The sequence below is a fragment of the Actinoallomurus sp. NPDC050550 genome (assembly GCF_040655075.1).
GTDB lineage: Bacteria > Actinomycetota > Actinomycetes > Streptosporangiales > Streptosporangiaceae > Actinoallomurus.
In genome coordinates this window covers 385,334-404,589 of the sequence record NZ_JBFAJC010000004.1, presented here as the reverse complement: position 1 = coordinate 404,589, position 19,256 = coordinate 385,334, and the positions used below count along the sequence as shown (strand labels likewise).

The following is a 19,256-nucleotide window of genomic DNA, read 5'->3' as shown; positions in this document are numbered from 1 at the left end:
CTCACGTCTACGCCAGGGCTGTCACCGAGGTCGTTCGACGTGTACGAAGCGCTGCGCCGCGGCATCCTCTGGCGGGTTCAGAAGTGGACAGGGATGCCGTGGACCTCGACGAACCTCCGCACGCGGTGCGCCTTCCGCTCGGGCAACCGGTCCGGATCAACGGCCGCACGTACTTTCACGGTCCGCGTGAACCCATTGAGGAGTAAGGCTCGCGGGGGCCGTAGGTCTAGTCCGACGCCAGCGCGGACCAGGGGTCGCGGGTGGGGGCGGCGGCCTGGCCCTCCGGGCAGTGGCGCGCGAAGTCGCACCAGGCGCACAGCGGTCCCGGCTGGGGCGGGAACCTCTCGTCGAACCGTTCGTGGCGGCGCTCCGGCGGGATCGCGACGTCCGCCGGCCGCGTGGTGGCGCGGAACCACTCGTCCGCCTCGCCGCACTCCTCGGCGATCTGCTCGGCGCGCCGGAGGTGGCGGTCGAGGGAGTCGTCGGTGTGCTCCCAGACCGCGACCTCGCCGGTCGGCAGGTGATGGAGCTCGACGAGGCGGCACGGGGTCCGCATCATGCGGCGTGCCGACGCGGCGTACAGCGCGAGCGCCAGAGACGTACGGGCGTCGTCGGCGGTCAGCGGCCGGCGACCGGTCTTGTAGTCGACGACCACGAGTTCGTCGCCGCGCCGGTCGAGGCGGTCGATCCGCCCCTGGACGGTGATCACGTGCGTCTTCATCGAGACCGTGCGCTCGACGCCGACGGGCTCGTCCGCCGGGTCGAGCCCGGCGGTGTAGCGGAGCACCATCTCCCGGGCGCGGTGCCGCCATTCGGCGGCCTGGGCGTCGTCCCGGAAGCCGTCACTCAGCCAGGCCCGGTCGAGCAGCCGGCCGGCGGCCTCGGTCGTGCGCTCGTCGAGCGGCAGCCGCCACCAGCCGGCGAGGGCGTTGTGGACGCTGGCACCGACGCTGTTGTGCGCCCACGGCAGACCCTTCTCCGGCTTGGGCCGGTCGAGATAGGTCATCCGGTAGCGGCGCGGACAGTCGAGCCAGGTGTTCAACCGGGAGGGCGTGCAGGGGTAGAGCCGCTTCGGCATCCCCTCGAAACCGAGCTGCTCGGCCGCCATGGCGTCAGTCCTCGGAGCTCGGCTCCTGCGCGAGCGCGAACCAGCTCTCCCACTGGGAGTCCTCGTCGCCGACGGTCGTCTCGTCGCCCTGGCCGGGCAGCACCCGCGTGTCCTTGGGCAGCGGCCCGAGCAGCGACCCGATGGAGTTGAGCTGCTCCTGGAGGTCGTGGTACTCCTCGCCGACCCGGCCCGGACGGCCCTTGTGCAGGGTGTCGCCGGAGAACAGCACGCCGAGCTGCTCGCTGTAGAGGCAGATGCTGCCGGGGGTGTGCCCGGACGTGTGCATCACCTCGAGTTGGGCGCCGGCGATCTCGAAGATGCCGCCGTCCTCGATGTCGATGTCGGGCTGGAGGTCCTTCATGAACTCCGAGTCCTCGTCCTTCTTGGCGAGGGCACGGAAGTACTGACGCCACAGGAGACGGTCCCGCGAGTGCAGGCCGATCGGCGCTGCCTCCTCCTCGTCGGCCTCGGCGATCTCGAGCACGGCGCTCAGGTGATGATCGCGACCGTCGGTACAGATGACGGCCATCACCTCCCGCTCGCCGATCTCCTTGAGGATCGCCTCGGCGTCGTTGGCGGGGTCGATCACGATCACCTCGTCGTCGTCTCCGACGATGTAGGTGTTGCTCTCGACGTCGTACTCGTTGTCGTCGACGGTGACCTTGCCCGACGTCACCACTTTGTCGATACGCGCGTCCACACCGAAACCTTACCGACTTCCCAGGCCTGGTGTGCGGCACGCGGCCGATCCGGGCTTCGCATAGCGCTGTCGGTCATGTACCGCGAAACGCCGACGAAACATTGCCTATCTATGCTGATAGCTCTATTGAACATTCGTGAAGGAGCTGATCGGTGAACGATCCGATCGACGAGACGGATCTGGCGATCCTGCGGCGGCTGCAGGCCGACGGGCGGGCCACGCACGCCGCCATCGGCAAGGCCGTCGGCCTGACCGGGCCGTCGGTGTACGCGCGGATCAAACGCATGGAGCGGGAGGGGATCATCCGCGGCTACACCGCGCTCATCGATCCGGCCGTCCTCGACCAGGGGCTCGTCGCGATCGTCCGGGTCGAGGTCAGAGCGTCGGCGGACGAGCAGCAGCCGTTCGAGTCGGTCATCGGCGCCGATCCCCAGGTCGTGGAATGCCATGACGTGGACGGCGAGGACAGTTACATCCTCAAGGTCCGCACCGCGTCCCCCCGGACCCTGCGCCGTCTGCTGGCCGATCTCCGCGCGATCCCGGGCGTCACGCGGACCGTGTCGTCCATCGCGCTGGAGACCGTGAAGGACGTGACGGCGACCGCCGTGCTCGGCCCGGTCGCCGAGGCCCGGGACTCCGGCCGGACGGCCGACGTGGCGGAGGACCGCTGATGGGCGAGGTCGTCCGGCTCGGGATCCTGCCCGGCACCGACGCGATGGAGGAGCGCTGATGAGTGAGGTCGTCTGGCTCGGGATCCTGCTCGGCGCCGGTGCGGCGCTGTCCGTCGGGCCGATCTTCGTCACGATCCTGAACGAGGCCGCCACGCGCGGCTTCGGTCCGGCGTTCCGCGTCATCCTCGGGTCCGCGGTCGCCGACGTCGTCCTCCTGCTGCCGGCGCTGGCGTTCGCGTGGGTGATCGCCGCCGTCGCCCAGGCCACGCTGTGGGTCGCGCTCGCCGGCGCGGCCTTCTTCCTCTGGCTCGCCGTCCACGCCGTACGGGACGCCGTCCACCTGTGGCGGAAGGAGACGGTCCCGCAGGCCGAGGGATGGGCGTTCTGGAAGGGCGTCGCGGCGAACCTGGCCAACCCGTTGACGTGGACGTTCTGGCTCGCCACCGGCACGCCGGCGATGCTGCGCGCCCAGCACCTCGCCGGCCCGTCCGGCCTGGTGGTGTTCACCGTCACCTGGTTCGTGGTCGCCTCCGGCCTGGAGGCGGTCATCGCGCTGGTGGTGGCGCGGTCGGGCCGGCGTCTCGGCCACCGCGGGCAGGGCACGTTCACCGGCCTGTCCGCGGTGCTGTTCGCCGCACTCGCGGCGCTGATGCTCGCCCGCGCCGCCGCCTCGTGAGCGACCGGCACGGAGGAAGCTCGGCGGCGCGGAGGGAACTCGGCGGCCCGCACCCTCGGGTCCGCGTTTCGGCGCTCAGGAGCCGGGCGATCGTCCGTCGACGTCGTCGATGAAGCGCAGCACCCGGGCGTTGACCTCGTCGGCGCACTGGCCGGAGATGGCGTGGGTGGCGTCCGGCCAGAGCTCGGCCTGGACATCGCCGATGAGGGCCTCGGCGCGGCGGAGCGCACGCTGTGGATCGTGTACGGCGCTGCGTCCGGCGACCAGCACGAGCGCGGGCACGTCGATGGAGCGGATCTCCTCGTCGGTGAAGTAGGCGGGCGTGGGCATGGCGGCGCGGTAGTCCCGCATGCCGGCACCGATCACCCGTCCGACGGGGTCGTCCTCGGCGGCCTGCCCTTGACCGTCGATCCAGCTCAGGAACCTGGGCCGCGCCCATCCCGCCGTGAGCGGTAGGACGACGGGGATCGTCCGGAGGATCAGGCCGAGAGACATCCGCGCCAGGGTGTTGATCGGGTCGAGGAGACCGATCGACGCGACGCGCTCCGGCGCACGTACGGCCTGGTTGCAGGCCATCCAGCCGCCGATGGACACACCCACGAGATGAGCGGCCGGGATGTCGAGCCGCTCCAGAACGGCGGCGAGCCACGCGGCCTGGTCGCCGGCTCCCCGGATGGGTGCCGTCTGCTCGCTGCGGCCGGCCTCCCCCAGCAGGTCGATCGCGTACACGCTGCGCTTCTCGGCCAGGGCCGCGACGTTCGGCCGCCACATGACGCTCGTTCCCCCTGTGCCGTGCAGCAGCACGATGGGGGCGCCCCCGCCTTCGCCGAAGCGATACGCCCGCACTCGCCCGAAGGCGGTCGGCACGTCGTGCACCTCCGCGGGGCGGGGCAGCAGCCGCATCCCCTCGTCGTACACCCGGTCGAACCGGCTGCGGCCTTCGGGCGTGGTGAAGCCGCCGAGCTTGGCGCGGGACATCCGGACCACCTTTCGCAATATGATCGTATCGTAACGATAGGTGATACCCGGCGACGCCCCGAGAGGATTCGGCATGCCGAAACAGGTCGACCACGATCAGCGACGCCGGCAGATCGCCGAGGCGTTGTGGCGGATCTCCGCCGATCGTGGTCTGGAGGCGGTGAGCATGCGGGAGGTGGCCGCCGAGGCGGGTGTGTCGATCGGCCTGGTGCAGCACTATTTCCGCGACAAGAACGACCTGGTCGGGTTCGCCGTCGGGCGCCTGCGGGAGCGCATCGAGGAGCGCGTACGCCGGAGCGTGGCGAGTACCCCGCCGCCGCACACCCCGCGACGGTTGCTGCGCGCCGTCCTCGTCGCGTTGCTGCCGCTGGAGTCCGAGGGCCGGACGGAGTCCCTGGTGGGCATCGCGGTGTTCATCCGGGCGCTGGGCGATCCGGACCTCGCGGCCACCTACCGGCGGGGCCAGGCCCTGCTGGTCACGGCGGTGGCCGACCAGATCAGGGCCGGCGTCCGCGACGGGGAGCTCCGGCCGGACCTCGACGCGGAGACGGAGGCGGACATCCTCCTCGCCCTCGTGAGCGGGCTGACCACAACCCTGCTCCTGGGACACGGCTCCGCCGACCAGGTTCTGAACACCCTCGACCATCAGCTCGCCCGGCTGGCGACGTGATCCCCGCCGCCGACGGGACGCGGCGACCACTCTGGCGGGTGGTCGGCTCAGCGCAGGACCGCGACGACGAGGGTGCGCTTGACCCGGGCCTCGTAGTCCTCAGGTGACCGGCCGGCGTCCCCGACGAGGCTGCCATGGACGTCCACGATCATCCGTCCGGCCGGGCTCTTCGACGGCTGGACGGTCACGGACTACCGCGCCGCGCCGGAACGCCTCGCCGGCAAGTCCACCTCACGCCGCGGCCGGGCAGGCTCGCCGCGGCCGGGCAACGCGCGGCGGCGGGAAAGCCGCGCGTCGGCCGGGCAGGCGCGCGGCGATCGCAGGTGATCACGAGCTTCCGCGTCCTCCCACGTCGGGGTGCGCGCCGGTGGCCTGGGCGAGCAGTGCCTCGTACGCCTCCGCCGACGTGGTCTCCGCGCCGAGCCGGTGGCCGGTCGCCTCGCCGTGGTCGTCGCTGGCGCCGGTCGTGAACAGCCTCAGGTCCGCCGCGAGTCGCCGCAGGTGGGCGCGGTCCGTCTCCGTCTGCTCCGGGTGGTCGGCCTCGATGCCGCCCAGTCCGGCGCGGGCCAGGCGCGTGATCTCCTCGTCGGTGAAGAGGTAGCCGCCCCGGGACGCCCGGGGGTGGGCGATCACGGGGACGCCGCCCGCCTCGCGGACCAGGCCGACGGCCGTGACGGCGTCCAGGGCGTACCGGTCGACGTACGCGCGGCCGCCCGCGCCGATCCATTCGCGCGTGAACGCCTCGTCCATGTTCGAGATCACCCCGGCCTCGACCATCGCGCGGGCGATGTGGGGCCGTCCGGGGACGGACTCGCCGGTGACGCGCTGGACCAGCTCCCAGGTGACCGGCGCGCCGAGCCGGCCCAGGCGCTCGACCATGCCGCGTGCCCGGTGCGCCCGGTCCTCGCGGATGCGCCGCCGCTCGGCCGCGAGCTCCGGCTCGGCGGGGTCGAACAGGTAGGCCAGCAGGTGGAGGCTGCGCCCGCCGAGGCGGCAGGACAGCTCCATGCCGCGGATGAGGGTCATGCCGGGCGGCAGCGCGCGTACGGCCTCGGCGTGGCCCGCGACGGTGTCGTGGTCGGTCAGGGCGAGGACGTCGACGCCCGCGGCGTGCGCGCGGCGGACGACGTCGGCGGGCGGTTGACTGCCGTCCGAGACTGAGCTGTGGGAGTGCAGGTCGATGCGCACGGTCCGATCATGCACCCAGCCGGGGACACGCGGCTCCGTACGGCAGGTCGAGATCGGCTTCGCGCAGGTCGCGCAGGCGCAGGTCCTCGAGCATCAGCGCCCCCGCCGAGACGGGCCACAGGACGGCCCAGAGCCAGTGGCCGAGCGCCTCGCCGGCGAACGCGGCCGTCTCGGCGGTGGGCAGTGCCCACAGCGGCAGCGGATGCCCGCCGATGTCGACCTTCGCGTCGGGCGCCGAGGTCCCGAATCCGTGCCCGGGGTCCGGGCCGGGCAGTCCGGCGTACGACGCGCCGAGGCCGATGCCGGGCTCCTCGGCGACGAGGATCAGGTCGGCCGGGCCGCCGACCGGTGACGGGCCGGACAGCGCGACCGCGACGGCCCGGCTTCCGGACCGTTCGTCGCCGGCGTCGGCGAATCCGGTGACCAGCCAGCCGAGCGGCGGGGGCCAGGGTGTCCAGACCGGGACCCGCGCCTCGGCCCGCGTCGCCTCGAGCCCCTCCCGGCAGGGCCGGCGGGGCGGGCGCAGGGGACAGACCTCGCCGTGCGTCGAGCAGGTCCAGGCGCTCGACCAGATGTTCGGCGGGGCGACGGGCCCGCGGCACCGCGGGCAGATGGGCGCGGCCCTCATGGTGTTTCACGGTCCCGCTGTCGCGGTGGCCACGTCAAGGTTTCCGGACAGCCAAAAAATGGTGATCTGGCGTCTTTACCCAATGCTACGCCGGAGGGGAGAACTCCTTCGTGCGCCGCAGTCCGGCGGCCCGGCCCTTCGCGGCGATGACCAGGGCCATCTTCCGGGACGCCTCGTCGATCATCTCGTCGCCGAGCATCGCCGCCCCGCGGCCCTCTACCCGGGTGGCGTGGTCGTACGCGTCAAGGATCAGCTCGGCGTGGTCGTAGTCCTCCTGAGCCGGGGAGAACACGTCGTTGCACGCCTCCACCTGGGCTGGATGCAGGACCCACTTGCCGTCGAAGCCGAGCGCGGCGCTGCGCCGCGCCGCCCGTGTGAAGGCCGCCACGTCGCGGACGTTGAAGTACGGCCCGTCGATGGCCTGCAGGTCACGGGCGCGAGCGGCGATGAGGATGCGCATCAGGACGTGGTGGTAGGCGTCGCCCTCGGTGTAGCCGGGCGGCTGCTCGCCCACGACCAGCGTCTTCATGTTGAGGGAGGCCATCAGGTCGCCGGGGCCGAAGACCAGCGTCTCCAGCCGGGGGGACGCGGCGGCGATCTCGTCGATGCGCGTGAGCCCCCGGGCGTCCTCGATCTGCGCCTCGATGCCGATCCGGCCGACGGGCAGGCCGGTCGCCCGCTCGATCTGGGTGAGCAGGACGTCGAGCCACACGACGTGGTCCGGGGAGGTGACCTTGGGCAGCATCAGGCAGTCGAGGTCGGCTCCCGCCCCCTCGACCACCTCGATCACGTCGCGGTGGGCGAACCCGGTCGTGGCGTCGTTGATCCGGACGACGCGGACCCGGTCGCCCCAGGCCCCGTCGCGTAGCGCGGCCACGGCGTTCGCCCGGGCGTCCGCCTTGGCGGACGGTGCGACGGCGTCCTCCAGGTCGAGGAAGAACGCGTCGACCGGCAGCCCGCGGGCCTTCTCGATGAACCGCGGGTTGCTGGCGGGCACGGCGAGGGTGCTGCGGCGGGCGCGCGTCGGCATGGTTCCGGATGGTATCCGCCCGGCCCGTCGCCGCCCGCGAGGCCTTCACGGCACCGCCGAATCCACGAGGAATCACCTCACCGGGCCGCTTTCTCGCCGTCAGACAGGTGCACGGCTCGCCGGTTTCACCGGCGGGACACCGTCGCGCCATGGAGATGACGCCGGTCATGGATTGACTCCGGCCGCCCCCATCATCGGGGAGCGGGATGGAGCGAGGACCATGAATCACGTTACAAGGCGCGTCGCCACGGCCGGGGTGGCCCTGGGCGCGGTCGTCGCGCTCGGCGCGACCTCGGCGAGCGCCGCGAGCGGCGTCGACGGCTGGGCGTCGGTGCCCGCCGTCGCCAAGGCGGCCGGAACGGCCGCCCCGAACGCGCTCTCGCCCGGGCTGGCCGAGCACGCGGTCGCGCAGGGATCGAACAAGCTGGAGAACCCCGCCGGGGAGGTCCAGTACTACGGCTACCACGCGGACGGCCCGATGCTGCCGCAGCCCGGCGCCGTCCAGTCCCCCGGTCACAACGTCGAGGCGACCAAGACCGAGCCGGACAAGAACACCTACCTGCGGCTGCGCGGCCTGCACGGCGCCGACGCCGGCTACGACTACGGCACGCACTTCCTGTTCCAGGGCCACGAGCGCGGCGGCCCCGGGTACATCTCCCGGGTCAACCTCGACGCCGACGCTGCGCACCGCGTCACGCTGCTGGCCACCAAGACGACCGACGGCACGGAACTGCCCGCGTTCGACGGGTCGACGTGGAACCCCTTCGCCAAGAAGCTGCTGCTCACCGCCGAGAACGGCGCGGACGGCGGCGTCTGGCAGAGCGACCCCGACGTCGGCGCCAAGGCCCAGGACATCTCGAACGTCCTCGGGCGCGGCTCGTACGAGGGCATCCAGATCGACCCGGCCGGAAACCTGTGGATCGTCGAGGACGCCAGCGGCGACGTCCCCTCGGGCACCGGCGCCCGCCTGCCCAACAGCTTCGTCTACCGGTTCGTGCCGAAGGACAAGAGCGACCTGAGCAAGGGCGGCACGCTCCAGGCCCTCCAGGTGATCTCCCGGCGCAGCGGGCAGCCGATCACCTTCACCCCCGCCGACGCGTCCCACCCGACCGGCGCGATCTTCTCGGACGACACCAAGGACCTGCACACCTACGGGACGGTGTTCGACACCCGCTGGGTGACGCTCCACCAGGGCGACGCCTCCAGCACCCCGTTCGACGCGAACGCGCTGGCCAAGGCCGCCAAGGCGACGCCGTTCAAGCGGCCGGAGAACGGCGTGTTCCGGCCGGGCGTCGACTTCCGCGAGTTCTTCTTCACCGAGACCGGCGACACGAACGCGAGCAGCAAGGCCAACGGCGCGTACGGCGGCTGGGGCGGGATCTACAAGCTCACCCAGTCCGGCCCGGCCGCCGACCAGGGCAAGCTGACGATCTTCTTCAACGGCGACCAGGCGCACACCGGCCTGGACAACATCTCGTTCCTCGACCGGGACCACGTCGCCGCCGTCGAGGACGCCGGCGACTCGCTGCACACGCAGCGCGGCCTGCTCGACTCGGCGTACCTGTTCGGCCTGAACGCCGACTACGCCAAGGGCCGGCAGCCGGTGCGGTTCCTGGCGGAGGGCCGCGACCCGTCGGCGACCGTCGACTCGGCCTTGTCCGCGCAGGGCAACGGTTTCCAGAACGACGGCGACAACGAGATCACCGGTATCCACACCTCCGACGGCGACCCGACCGTCGCCGGGCTCCTCGGAGTGAAGAACCCCCACCCGTTCCACGGCGACTGGCGGATCTTCTGGACCCAGCAACACGGTGACAACACCACCTGGGAGATCACCCGCGGCTGACCCCGCTCGCGTACCCGGGGCCCGCCTGCGGCGGGCCCCGTGTCATCATCGTGAAAAGGTGGGGTCCTTGACGTCCTCTCCCTCCTGAAGCTGAAGGCGGGAGATTCCGGCCTCTCACGAAGGGGAAGCCAGTGGTTCGCGGTTCACAGCCCCGCCCAACGGCTGGAGGGCTCCCCGCGCTGTCGCGGCCCGCGAATCCGCTTGGCTATCACGGACTCACGCACCGTAACAGAAGGGGAGGGAGCGGCGCTTCCTCTCCGGCCTCAAGGCCGGAGTTCCGCGCTGCGAACGTGATGAGCGATCCCAGCAACCCGCTCGTCGAAGAGGCCACCAAGCGGTCGGGGCTCATCTGGCTCGCCCTGCCCGACCTCCCCCAGCCGCGCGCCGCCTGGCATCTCTGGCACGACGGGGCGGCCTACGTCGTGACCGGCGGCATCGAGCAGCCGCTGCCGGGCCTGCCGGAGGCCGAGCGCGTCACCGTGACCGTCCGCAGCAAGGACAAGGGCGGCAGGCTCGTCTCCTGGGTCGCCGCCGTGAGCGAGGTCGAGCCGGCGTCGGAGGAGTGGGAGGCGGTGGTGCCGCTGCTGGCCAAGGAGCGCCTGAACGCCCCGGACGGCGAGGCGCAGACCGAGCGCTGGGCCCAGGAGGCGTTCGTCATGCGGCTCACGCCCACCGGCGAGGTCACCGAGTCGCCCGGGGAGATGCCCGCCGGCTACGCCGCCGTACGCCCGGTGCTCAGCCCCGCGACGTCCGTCGGCAAGCCGCCCTTCATGGTCGGCGGACGGCGCCGCCGCCCGGACCGGTAGCCGCCCGTGGCATCCGTACGGACCCGCGTCATCTCCCGGCTCCCAGGGAATAGATCGCCCTTTACCTGGAGACAGGACGCGTATCGATAGCCTTCGAGCTATGACCGGAACGCCGTCGCGGGTGTTCGTCGCGCGATTGGCGGGGATCGCGGTGTTCGACCCCGCGGGAGACCAGATCGGCCGGGCGCGCGACGTCGTCGTCGCGCTCCGCCCGCCGCCGCGGCCGCCACGCGTGCTCGGCCTGGTGGTCGAGGTCCCACCGCATCGTCTCGTCTTCCTGCCGATCACCCGGGTGACCAACATCGACGCGGGCGCCGTGATCTTCGACGGGCGCATCAACATGCGCCGGTTCGAGAAACGCGAGTCCGAGACCCTGGCCCTCGGCGAGATGCTCGACCGGACCGTCGAGCTCAAGGAGGACGGCGAGAAGGCCATCGTCCTGGATCTGGGCATGGAGCAGACCCGGACCCGCGACTGGCTGATCACGAAGGTGGCGGTGCGCCGCGTCGGCCCGGCGGCCGGGCGAGGCCACGGCGCGCGCCTGAGCCTGCGGCGGCGCCGGGGCGAGACGTTCGTCGTCGACTGGGACGCCGTCAGCGGCCTGACGACGGTCGAGGAGAAGCAGGGCGCCGCGAACCTCATCGCCGCGTTCGAGCAGATGCGCGCTCCCGACCTGGCGAACGTCGTGCACGAGCTGTCGGCCAAGCGGCGGGTCGAGGTCGCCGCCGCGCTCGACGACCGGCGGCTCGCCGACGTCCTGGAGGAGCTGCCCGAGGACGACCAGGTGGAGATCCTCGGCGAGCTGGGCGTGGACCGGGCCGCCGACGTGCTGGAGGAGATGGGCCCGGACGACGCGGCCGACCTGCTCGGCGAGCTGCCCGCCGAGCAGCGCGAGCAGCTCCTCGCCCTGATGCAGCCCGAGGAGGCCGCGCCCGTGCGCCGCCTGCTCACCTACGCCGACAACAGCGCGGGCGGCATGATGACCACCGAACCGGTGATCGTGTCCCCCGACGCGACCGTCGCGGAGGCCCTCGCCCTCATCCGCAACTCCGACCTGAACCCGGCACTGGCCGCGCAGGTGTACGTGTGCCGGCCGCCGACGGCGACGCCGACCGGCCGCTACCTCGGCACCGTCCACTTCCAGCGGTTGCTCCGGGAGCCCCCGCCGACCCTGGTCAGCGCCATCTGCGACACCGAGCTGGACCCGCTGCGGCCGTCGCGCTCGCTGGAGACGGTGGCCAGCTACCTGGCGACGTACAACCTCGTCTCCGTGCCGATCGTCGACGAGGACGGGCATCTGCTCGGCACGGTCACGGTCGACGACGTCCTCGACCACCTGCTGCCGGACGACTGGCGGGAGAGCGTCATGGACGCCCCGGCAGAGGAGACCGACGAAGAGGAAGAGGCCCTTCGCAGCGCGGTGGGCAACGGTGAGCGAAGGGTGGACCGGCGATGAGCACCACCCTGGGCAGGAGCCGCGAGGAGCGGCGGTTCGGACGTCTCGACCAGCCGCTGGAGTACCGCCGGACGATCTCGCCGCGGCTCTACTACGACCCGGAGGCGTTCGGCCAGTTCTCCGAGCGGATCGCGCGGTTCCTCGGAACGGCGCGGTTCCTCGTTTACATGACGGCGTTCATCACGATCTGGCTCGCCTGGAACGCCTTCGCCCCGGCCTCGATGCGCTGGGACCCGTACCCCTTCATCTTCCTGACCCTGATCCTGTCGCTGCAGGCGTCGTACGCCGCGCCGCTGATCCTGCTGGCCCAGAACCGCCAGGACGACCGCGACCGGGTGCAGTACGAGCAGGACCGCGCCCGCAACGAGCGGAGCGTCTCCGACACCGAGTACCTGACCCGGGAGATCGCGAGCCTGCGGATGGCGATGAACGAGGTCGCCACCCGCGACTGGATCCGCGACGAGCTGGCGCACCTGCTCAAGGAGCTCGACGGCCACCACCGCCCGGAACCCGAGTGGCGCGATCACCGAACCCCCGGCGCGGGCGAGCTGGGTTCGCCTGGCGGTTGACCCCTAAATAACATGTACGCATGGCCTCCCCCACGATCGAGCAGGTGACCGCGGCGCTCGCGACGGTGAACGACCCGGAGATCCGCCGTCCCATCACCGAGCTCGACATGATCAAGGGCGTCGACGTGGCCGCCGACGGCAACGTGACGGTCGGCGTGTTCCTCACGGTCGCCGGCTGCCCGCTCCGTGACACGATCACGCGCGACGTCGCCGCCGCCGTCTCCAAGGTCCCCGGCGTGACCGGCGTACGGGTCGACCTCGACGTGATGAGCGAGGAGCAACGCTCCGCCCTCCAGACGAAACTACGCGGCGGGCAGGCGCCGAAGGAGATCCCCTTCGCCAAGCCCAACTCCCTGACGAAGGTCTATGCCGTGGCGAGCGGCAAGGGCGGCGTCGGCAAGTCGTCGGTGACGGTCAACCTCGCGGCCGCCATGGCCGCGCAGGGCCGCAAGGTCGGCGTCGTCGACGCCGACATCTACGGCCACTCCGTGCCCCGCATGCTCGGGGTCACCGGCCGCCCGACCCAGGTCCAGCAAATGATCATGCCGCCGAACTCTCACGGCGTGAAGGTCATCTCGATCGGCATGTTCACCGAGGGCAACGCTCCGGTCGTCTGGCGCGGCCCGATGCTGCACCGCGCGCTGCAGCAGTTCCTCGCCGACGTCTACTGGGGCGACCTCGACGTCCTGCTCATGGACCTGCCGCCCGGCACCGGCGACATCGCCATCTCGGTGGCCCAGCTGCTGCCCTCGGCGGAGATCCTCGTCGTGACGACCCCGCAGCAGGCCGCCGCCGAGGTCGCCGAGCGCGCGGGCGCGATCTCCGCGCAGACCCACCAGACGGTCGCCGGCGTGATCGAGAACATGTCCTACCTGCCCTGCCCGCACTGCGGCGAGCCGGTCGACGTGTTCGGCTCCGGCGGCGGGCAGACGGTCGCCGACGCGCTGACCCGGACGCTCGGCACGTCCGTGCCGCTGCTCGGCCAGGTCCCGATCGACGTGCGCCTGCGAGAGGGCGGCGACGAGGGCCGACCGATCGTGCTGGACGACCCGGACGCCCCGGCCGCCAAGGAGCTGCGGGCCATCGCCGACAAGCTCTCAGGCCGCGCGAAGAGCCTGCGCGGCCGTCAGCTCGGCCTGAGCCCCAACCGCGCCTGACCGATTCCCAAGGCCTGTCTCGAAGCCCCGCCGTCCTACCGCATGGTGACTTCGAGACAGGTCCCAGGGCGTGTCCGGCGGATCTCTGTCCGGCTGCGCGGCGCCCAGAGCGCGTCTCGCCGCGAACGAGATCCCCGGTCATGCCATTGGCGCGTCATCGCTTGACCGGCCGTACGGGCGTGGTTTCGTGTGGTCATGGCACCTCGTCACGCCCGTACGGCCGTCGTGCTCTTAACGATCGCGGCGGTGGGATGCTCGTCCGGCGGCCGCGGGCACACCGCCGCGCCGCCCGTCGCCCCGCCTGCCGCCCCGCCGGCCGGCACCGCGACGAGGCCGACGGCCGTTCCGACCGACGCGCTGCGGCTCACCCGGCCGTCGCCCCGGCGGTCGTACGGGCCCTGGGGTGCTCCCGTCCTGTCCGACGACTTCGGCGGCGACCGCCTGGACCCGGGCAAGTGGCAGGTCTACAACGCGCCGAACGCCGTCTCCCACCCCGGCTCGCCCGCCGGCGTCCATGTGTCCGGCGGGCACCTGCGGCTCGTCGGCGGGCTCTACGGCGCCAAGGACCAGTCCGCGGGCGTCGTCTCCCGCCTCGCGCAGACGTACGGCCGCTGGGAGGCGCGGATCCGGGCCGACCGCGGCAGCGGGTACTCCGCGACCGCGTTCCTGTGGCCGACGCGGCTCGGATCCCCGGAGTGGGCCGAGATCGACTTCGCCGAGATCATCGACGGGACCCGGCGTACGGGCGGGCTCTTCCTCCACCACGGCGCGGACGACCGGCAGCTGATGAAGATCGTCCATGTCGACTTCACCCGGTGGCACACCGTGGCCGTGGACTGGCTGCCCGGACGGCTGACGTACCAGGTGGACGGCAAGACTGTGTGGAGCTACCGAGGGCCGTTCGTGCCGAGCCGGGCGGACATGCACCTCAACCTGCGGAACGAGACCGCGGACGGCTTCCACCGCCTGGCGAGCACGCCGCTGCGCGTGACCATGGAGGTCGACTGGATCCGGGTGTTCCGCGCCCCCGCCGCCATGCGCTGAGCCAGAGGTAGGACGCCCGCGCGTAGTCCGGCAGATTGCCCAGCAGAGCTCCGGCAGAACGCCCACACGACCTCATCTGGCTGTGAGCCCGACGCGCCAAGCCGTGACGCCCGCCCGGCGGAACGTCTGAACGCGACGCACGGCGACGCTCGTGCCCGCCGCGTCTTGGCCTGACGTACCCCTGTGGGGGATGGCGTCGCTCAGGTGGCCTCGGGATCGTACGGCGGGCGCTCACCGTACGGCAGGAAGGGCTCCTCCTCCGCCGACGCTCGCCCGTCGAAGTCGTCCATGTCGTCGAGCAGGTGCTTGGTGACGAAGCGACGAGGGCTCAGGTCCGCGATGTCGAAGTCGGCGAACTCCGGGCCCAGCCCCTCCCGCAGATCCGCCTTGGCGCTGTTGGCCATCGTGCGCAGCTGCCGCAGGGCACGGCCCGCCTGGGCCGCGACCTTGGGGAGCTGGTCCGGACCGAAGATGATCACGGCCAGCACCACGAGGACCGCCGCCTCGCCGATCCCTACGTCGAACACCCGTCCTCCTGATGGTGGCCACCGCTCGTCCGCGAAGCCGCCGACCCCAGCTTAACCGGGCCGGGATCGGCGGTCTCCCCCCGAGGGCGGCCTCAGTTGCCGGCCGCGAGCGTCAGCTGGACGGTTTTGTTCTGCCCGGCGCGGACGTAGGTGATCGGCACCGTTTCGCCGGGCGACTTGCTGCGGATGGCCACGATCAGCTCGTCGGCCCCGCCGATCGGCTTCCCGGCGAAGGACGTGATGAGGTCGCCCGGCTTCAGTCCGGCCTTCTCCGCCGGGCCGCCGGGGGTGATCGTTCCGCCCTTGCACTGCGTGTTCGAGCCGGTCGTCGCGATCCGCGCGCCGCTGCCCTGGTAGGACATGTCCATGCAGGCGCCGATGATCGGGTGGGTGACCTTGCCGCCCTTGATCAGTTGCTCGGCGACCCGCTTGACCTGGTTGGCCGGGATCGCGAAGCCCAGGCCGATGCTGCCGCTCTGCTGCTTCTGGCCGCCGAGGTCCTGGCCGCCCAGCGTGGCGATGGCGGAGTTCACGCCGATCACGCGTCCCTGGGAGTCGACCAGCGGGCCACCGGAGTTGCCGGGGTTGATCGCGGCGTCCGTCTGCACCGCGCTGATGTAGGCGGACTCCCCGCCCTCGCCGCTCGTGGTGACCGGCCGGTTCAGAGCGCTGACGATGCCGGTGGTGACCGTGCCCGCCAGGCCGAGCGGCGATCCGATCGCGATGACCGGGTCGCCGACGGCCAGTCCGTCGGAGTCGCCGAGGACGAGCGACGGGCGGCCGTCGAGGGAGCCGGGCTTGATCACCGCGATGTCGGAGTTGGGGTCATGGCCGACGATGGTCGCCGAAGTGGTCTTGCCGTCGTTGAAGACGACCTGCATCGTGCCGCCCTGGGCGGCGGGGGCGACCACGTGGTTGTTGGTCACGATGTAGCCGCCGTTGACGATGAAGCCGGTGCCCGCACCGCCTTCGGTGCCGTTCGCCACCTTGATCATCACGACGCTGGGCACGACGCGTTTGGCGATCCCGGCCACGGACCCCGGATCGCGGTTCTTGGCCCCGGTCGAGGTCGCGCCCGCGCCCAGGTCGACTGACTTGTTGCCGTCGCCGCGGGTGGCGATCACGCCGATGCCGGCCCCCAGAGCGCCGGCGATGAGCGCGACCACCAACGAGACGGCCAGGAACATCCCCATGACCGGGCCGGACCGCTCGTTCGGCCGGGTGGGCGGCACGGGCGCCCAGTTGGGGCCGGAGCCTCCGGGGCCCGGCTGCGCGCTCCAGGCGTACGGCGTCGGGGACGGGTGCGGCTGGTGGTGCGGCGCGAAATACGGCCGGGTCGGCGTCGGCTCACCCGGCATGCCACCCTGACCACCCTGGCCCGGCTGAGCGGGCTGACCCGGCTGACCGAACGGACCCGGCTGACCGGGCTGACCGCCCTGACCCGGTTGACCGCTGTGGCCCGGTTGACCGGGCAGAGTGGGCGGGGTCATCGGGCCGCCCGCTCCCAATCCGCCCGGCGAACCGGCCTGGGCCGCAGGCTCCCCGCCGTACGGCGAGGTCGCTCCCGGGTCCGGGGGCGCCATGCCCTCGTGGCGCGGCGGACCGGAGACCAGCAGCTTGTCCGTCAGGCTCGGGGCGGTGTCGTCGTCCCCGGCGTTCGGCCCAAGCGCACGCCCGTCGTCCGGCGCCGGCCCCCCGGGCGCGCGGCTGTCATCCGTCATCACCAAGCTCCTTGCGTACCGCGCATGGACTTCATCTCAGCGCTCCACAGTGGCGGGCGAGGCATGTGGCGAGCATAAGCGACTTGGCAGGGGGAACCTTCCGTGTCGCGGTGTTGCTCCACCGGTGCCCGCTTCCCCCAGAACGCCCTAGAAAACGCGATCTTCACCGATCAGTCAAACGGGTTCGCCCATGATGTCAGGCGGTTCAGCCCGCGGCCGAGGCGCCCCCAGAAGCCCGTGTCGCCGTGTGGGAGGGCCGCCACGGCGCGGTCGACGACCGGTGGCGGCGCGTCCGCGAGGATCGTGTAGACGTAGCCACGGCTGGCCCACACCGCACGCTGCTGGACGGTGTCGCGAAGGTAGACGGTGCGGCCGCCCCGGGTGGTCTTGTGCCAATGTGCGACGCTGGCGGGGTCGAGGGTGCCGCGCTGGACGAACACCGACACGACCGAGAGGCCGTCGGAGTAGCTGAGGTGCACGACCGGGGCGCGGCTGTCGAGCTGGCGCGCGTCGTACAGGCTGAGATCACCCGGCAGGGTGGACTGCACCGGCCAGCCGCGGTAGCGCAGGGCGCCCAGGTCGGCCCCGGCGAGCTGGTGGGTCCACGGCGTCTCCACGGTCTGCGGCGTCGCCGAGGCCATCAGGACCGTCGTCTTCGGCGGCGACGGCCGGATCTCGGTGAAGAACGTGAGGTTCACCGCACGGCCCTGCTGGTCGAGCAGTTCACGGCGCAGCATCAGGCCGGTGGCCCGGTCGATGTGGAACCGGCCGGCGGCGGTGCCGTCGGCACGGCGCGCCTCGATGATGGTCGTGGGCCGGCCGCAGACCTGGCCCTCGCCGGCGCGGACGACGGCGTAATTGCGGGCGAGCAGGTCGAGCATCTTCGGCGTGTAGCCGGTCAGGCCGCCCCGACCCTGCTGGGAGTCGGCGGTCTCGAACATCTGCCCGCCCTGCTCGGCGGTGGTGCTCTCCACCCGCATCCGGGTGCCCTGGCCGGGCATGTGAGCGACGTTGACCAGCGACGTCGTCGACATGCCGCTGCGGCTCCAGGAGGTGATGTACTGCACGCCCTCGTACGAGGTGTCGCTCGCGGCCCCTTCGGCGGCGCGCAGGAGCCGCAGGGCCTCGGGGTCGGAGCGCAGCCGGGCGCCGCTCGCGGTGTCGCCGGTGGACACGAACCACAGCATCAGCAGCGCGGTGGCGATGCCGCCCGCCAGCCACGCGCGATGCGAGGCCCGGTGGCTCACGGGTGCTCGGCGGCCGTGACCGCCGGCCGCGGGTCGGTGAGCGGAACGTCCCCGGAGGTCAACGCGTGCTCGACGGCGAACTGCTCGACGGACGGGGAGACGCGGGGCAGGCGGTCCGGGTCGGCGCCCGCGGCGAACGCCGCCGTGCCGACGCCCAGGACGGCGAACGCGGCCGCGCCCGCGACGAGATAGCGGCCGCGCGGCAGCCGCCGGCGCGTCGCCGCGGCACGGCGGGGACGGTTGTCGGACGGCCGCGCCCGCGAGGGGCGGATGTCGGCGGGCCGGGCGGCGGCCGGAGGCCGGGCCTGACCGGGCAGCCGGGGGACGGGTGGCGGAAGGGGGTCCCCCGGCTCGCCCATGGCCTCCAGGCGGCGTAGGAGGGCCTCGGAGGGCATCGTGTCGTTCAGCGCCCGGAGCCGCTTCTTCAGGCCGCGCAGCGCCTCCGCCTCGGCGCGGCACTCCGCGCAGCCGGCGAGGTGGCGGTGCGCCTTCTCCCGTTCGTCGTGGCCCAGTTCCCCGTCGATCAGCGCGGTGAGCCGCTCCCCCAGATGACCGTTCATGACGCCTCCTCGGTCGGAGGCTCCAGACCCGTCCGTTTGGACGGGGCGGCGGCGCGCCGCGGGCCGCGGTGCTCCAGGGCGGCTCGCAGCTGCGCGCGGCCGCGGTGGATCCGGCTGCGGACGGTGCCGAGCTTCACGCCGAGCGTCGCCGCGATCTCCTCGTACGACAGGCCCTCGATGTCGCACAGCACGACGGCGGCCCGGTAGTCGGGCGCGAGGGAGTCGAGCGCCTCCTGGACGTCGGCGTCGAGGTTCTTGTCGTCGTAGGCCTGGGCGGGCGTGGGCTCCGGTCCGTGCAGGCGCTCGGCCGCGTCCTCGGCGAGCCCTTCGAAGCGGATGCGCTGACGTCGCCGCGCCTGGTCGAGGAAGAGGTTGGTGGTGATGCGATGCAGCCAGCCCTCGAACGTGCCGGGCTGGTAATTGGCCAGGGATCGGAACACCCGGACGAAGACCTCCTGGGTGAGGTCCTCGGCGTCGTGGGGGTTGCCGGTGAGCCGGAAGGCCAGGCGGTAGACGCGCACGGAATGCTCCCGCACGATCTCGTCCCACGTCGGAGGAGTCCAGGCGATGCCGGGGTCGTGCACCGGCGCTCCCCTTTCACGTACGAGTTCTGCCACCGACATACTGCCCCGTTTCTTCCTTCGCGCCTAGCCGTAGCCACGCCCTCTGAAGAA

At 72.2% G+C, this 19,256-nt stretch carries 21 protein-coding genes; 9 read left to right on the top strand and 12 right to left on the bottom strand.

The genetic code is table 11. The annotated features are described in order from the left end of the window. Positions 1–226 precede the first annotated feature (226 nt). Positions 227–1,108 carry a PD-(D/E)XK nuclease family protein gene (locus AB0I04_RS08285; protein ID WP_360880990.1) on the bottom strand — a complete coding sequence of 294 codons (882 nt, stop codon included), beginning with the start codon at positions 1,106–1,108 and terminating at the stop codon, positions 227–229. Between the two features lie 4 nt (positions 1,109–1,112). Then, the gene (locus AB0I04_RS08280; RefSeq protein WP_360880988.1) at positions 1,113–1,808 is read right to left on the bottom strand and encodes an MBL fold metallo-hydrolase; all 696 of its coding nucleotides are present in this window, start codon (positions 1,806–1,808) and stop codon (positions 1,113–1,115) included. A gap of 152 nt (positions 1,809–1,960) precedes the next feature. Here AB0I04_RS08280 and AB0I04_RS08275 point away from each other — a divergent pair, with 152 nt between their 5' ends. Both AB0I04_RS08275 and AB0I04_RS08270 read left to right on the top strand, forming a co-directional pair. Further along, positions 1,961–2,479 (top strand): Lrp/AsnC family transcriptional regulator, encoded by a 519-nt coding sequence (locus tag AB0I04_RS08275; protein WP_360880986.1) that lies wholly within the window; start codon positions 1,961–1,963, stop codon positions 2,477–2,479. A gap of 58 nt (positions 2,480–2,537) precedes the next feature. After that, positions 2,538–3,155, top strand: a complete 618-nt coding sequence (locus tag AB0I04_RS08270) for a LysE family transporter (protein WP_360880984.1) — start codon at positions 2,538–2,540, stop codon at positions 3,153–3,155. A 75-nt stretch (positions 3,156–3,230) separates the two neighbouring features. Here the strand turns inward: AB0I04_RS08270 and AB0I04_RS08265 are convergent, their stop codons facing one another. Then, positions 3,231–4,133, bottom strand: coding sequence for an alpha/beta fold hydrolase (locus AB0I04_RS08265; RefSeq protein WP_360880982.1), 903 nt, complete (start codon positions 4,131–4,133; stop codon positions 3,231–3,233). 73 nt (positions 4,134–4,206) lie between these two features. Here AB0I04_RS08265 and AB0I04_RS08260 point away from each other — a divergent pair, with 73 nt between their 5' ends. Further along, positions 4,207–4,803, top strand: coding sequence for a TetR/AcrR family transcriptional regulator (locus AB0I04_RS08260; protein WP_360880980.1), 597 nt, complete (start codon positions 4,207–4,209; stop codon positions 4,801–4,803). 47 nt (positions 4,804–4,850) lie between these two features. On the opposite strand, the gene AB0I04_RS08255 is transcribed toward AB0I04_RS08260, so the two are convergent. From AB0I04_RS08255 to AB0I04_RS08240, 4 genes are all read right to left on the bottom strand, one after another. Continuing rightward, a complete protein-coding gene (locus tag AB0I04_RS08255; RefSeq protein ID WP_360880978.1) occupies positions 4,851–4,991 on the bottom strand; it encodes a hypothetical protein in 141 nt (46 codons plus the stop codon). Between the two features lie 139 nt (positions 4,992–5,130). Further along, entirely contained in the window at positions 5,131–5,991 is an 861-nt protein-coding gene (locus AB0I04_RS08250; RefSeq protein WP_360880976.1) for a PHP domain-containing protein, read from the bottom strand. Positions 5,992–5,998: 7 nt separating this feature from the next. Then, positions 5,999–6,619 carry a DUF6758 family protein gene (locus AB0I04_RS08245; RefSeq protein WP_360880974.1) on the bottom strand — a complete coding sequence of 207 codons (621 nt, stop codon included), beginning with the start codon at positions 6,617–6,619 and terminating at the stop codon, positions 5,999–6,001. 85 nt (positions 6,620–6,704) lie between these two features. Beyond that, positions 6,705–7,649, bottom strand: a complete 945-nt coding sequence (locus tag AB0I04_RS08240; RefSeq protein WP_360880972.1) for a CoA ester lyase — start codon at positions 7,647–7,649, stop codon at positions 6,705–6,707. A 220-nt stretch (positions 7,650–7,869) separates the two neighbouring features. On the opposite strand from AB0I04_RS08240, the gene AB0I04_RS08235 reads away from it, so the two are divergent. From AB0I04_RS08235 to AB0I04_RS08210, 6 genes are all read left to right on the top strand, one after another. Beyond that, positions 7,870–9,495: an alkaline phosphatase PhoX gene (locus AB0I04_RS08235; protein WP_360880970.1), complete on the top strand. Its 1,626-nt coding sequence runs from the start codon at positions 7,870–7,872 to the stop codon at positions 9,493–9,495. Positions 9,496–9,788: 293 nt separating this feature from the next. Next, positions 9,789–10,301 (top strand): hypothetical protein, encoded by a 513-nt coding sequence (locus AB0I04_RS08230; protein WP_360880968.1) that lies wholly within the window; start codon positions 9,789–9,791, stop codon positions 10,299–10,301. A gap of 100 nt (positions 10,302–10,401) precedes the next feature. Next, positions 10,402–11,757, top strand: coding sequence for a CBS domain-containing protein (locus AB0I04_RS08225; protein ID WP_360880966.1), 1,356 nt, complete (start codon positions 10,402–10,404; stop codon positions 11,755–11,757). Then, on the top strand, positions 11,754–12,326 hold the full coding sequence (locus tag AB0I04_RS08220) for a DUF1003 domain-containing protein (protein WP_360880964.1): 573 nt from the start codon (positions 11,754–11,756) through the stop codon (positions 12,324–12,326). The genes AB0I04_RS08225 and AB0I04_RS08220 overlap by 4 nt, the downstream gene beginning before the upstream one ends. 20 nt (positions 12,327–12,346) lie before the next feature. After that, complete coding sequence (locus AB0I04_RS08215; RefSeq protein WP_360880962.1) at positions 12,347–13,483, top strand: Mrp/NBP35 family ATP-binding protein; 1,137 nt, start codon at positions 12,347–12,349, stop codon at positions 13,481–13,483. A 195-nt stretch (positions 13,484–13,678) separates the two neighbouring features. Beyond that, positions 13,679–14,527, top strand: coding sequence for a glycoside hydrolase family 16 protein (locus AB0I04_RS08210; RefSeq protein ID WP_360880960.1), 849 nt, complete (start codon positions 13,679–13,681; stop codon positions 14,525–14,527). Positions 14,528–14,727: 200 nt separating this feature from the next. Here the strand turns inward: AB0I04_RS08210 and AB0I04_RS08205 are convergent, their stop codons facing one another. From AB0I04_RS08205 to sigE, 5 genes are all read right to left on the bottom strand, one after another. Beyond that, on the bottom strand, positions 14,728–15,054 hold the full coding sequence (locus tag AB0I04_RS08205) for a sec-independent translocase (RefSeq protein WP_360880958.1): 327 nt from the start codon (positions 15,052–15,054) through the stop codon (positions 14,728–14,730). A gap of 92 nt (positions 15,055–15,146) precedes the next feature. After that, complete coding sequence (locus tag AB0I04_RS08200; RefSeq protein WP_360880956.1) at positions 15,147–16,775, bottom strand: trypsin-like peptidase domain-containing protein; 1,629 nt, start codon at positions 16,773–16,775, stop codon at positions 15,147–15,149. A 170-nt stretch (positions 16,776–16,945) separates the two neighbouring features. After that, positions 16,946–18,022 carry a sigma-E factor regulatory protein RseB domain-containing protein gene (locus tag AB0I04_RS08195; protein WP_360880954.1) on the bottom strand — a complete coding sequence of 359 codons (1,077 nt, stop codon included), beginning with the start codon at positions 18,020–18,022 and terminating at the stop codon, positions 16,946–16,948. Next, positions 18,019–18,582, bottom strand: coding sequence for a zf-HC2 domain-containing protein (locus AB0I04_RS08190; protein WP_360880952.1), 564 nt, complete (start codon positions 18,580–18,582; stop codon positions 18,019–18,021). Before AB0I04_RS08190 ends, AB0I04_RS08195 begins: the two co-directional genes overlap by 4 nt. Continuing rightward, positions 18,579–19,205, bottom strand: coding sequence for an RNA polymerase sigma factor SigE (gene sigE / locus AB0I04_RS08185; protein WP_360880950.1), 627 nt, complete (start codon positions 19,203–19,205; stop codon positions 18,579–18,581). The genes AB0I04_RS08190 and sigE overlap by 4 nt, the downstream gene beginning before the upstream one ends. Between the last annotated feature and the right edge of the window lie 51 nt (positions 19,206–19,256).

Excerpts from the sequence above, each read along its gene's own strand:
- AB0I04_RS08215 (WP_360880962.1), top strand. The coding sequence starts at position 12,347 with ATGGCCTCCCCCACGATCGAGCAGGTGACCGCGGCGCTCGCGACGGTG.
- AB0I04_RS08235 (WP_360880970.1), top strand. The coding sequence starts at position 7,870 with ATGAATCACGTTACAAGGCGCGTCGCCACGGCCGGGGTGGCCCTGGGC.
- AB0I04_RS08210 (WP_360880960.1), top strand. The coding sequence starts at position 13,679 with ATGGCACCTCGTCACGCCCGTACGGCCGTCGTGCTCTTAACGATCGCG.
- AB0I04_RS08285 (WP_360880990.1), bottom strand. The coding sequence starts at position 1,108 with ATGGCGGCCGAGCAGCTCGGTTTCGAGGGGATGCCGAAGCGGCTCTAC.
- AB0I04_RS08245 (WP_360880974.1), bottom strand. The coding sequence starts at position 6,619 with ATGAGGGCCGCGCCCATCTGCCCGCGGTGCCGCGGGCCCGTCGCCCCG.
- AB0I04_RS08200 (WP_360880956.1), bottom strand. The coding sequence starts at position 16,775 with ATGACGGATGACAGCCGCGCGCCCGGGGGGCCGGCGCCGGACGACGGG.
- AB0I04_RS08265 (WP_360880982.1), bottom strand. The coding sequence starts at position 4,133 with ATGTCCCGCGCCAAGCTCGGCGGCTTCACCACGCCCGAAGGCCGCAGC.
- sigE (WP_360880950.1), bottom strand. The coding sequence starts at position 19,205 with ATGTCGGTGGCAGAACTCGTACGTGAAAGGGGAGCGCCGGTGCACGAC.
- AB0I04_RS08220 (WP_360880964.1), top strand. The coding sequence starts at position 11,754 with ATGAGCACCACCCTGGGCAGGAGCCGCGAGGAGCGGCGGTTCGGACGT.
- AB0I04_RS08270 (WP_360880984.1), top strand. The coding sequence starts at position 2,538 with ATGAGTGAGGTCGTCTGGCTCGGGATCCTGCTCGGCGCCGGTGCGGCG.
- AB0I04_RS08230 (WP_360880968.1), top strand. The coding sequence starts at position 9,789 with ATGAGCGATCCCAGCAACCCGCTCGTCGAAGAGGCCACCAAGCGGTCG.
- AB0I04_RS08260 (WP_360880980.1), top strand. The coding sequence starts at position 4,207 with ATGCCGAAACAGGTCGACCACGATCAGCGACGCCGGCAGATCGCCGAG.
- AB0I04_RS08225 (WP_360880966.1), top strand. The coding sequence starts at position 10,402 with ATGACCGGAACGCCGTCGCGGGTGTTCGTCGCGCGATTGGCGGGGATC.
- AB0I04_RS08240 (WP_360880972.1), bottom strand. The coding sequence starts at position 7,649 with ATGCCGACGCGCGCCCGCCGCAGCACCCTCGCCGTGCCCGCCAGCAAC.
- AB0I04_RS08190 (WP_360880952.1), bottom strand. The coding sequence starts at position 18,582 with ATGAACGGTCATCTGGGGGAGCGGCTCACCGCGCTGATCGACGGGGAA.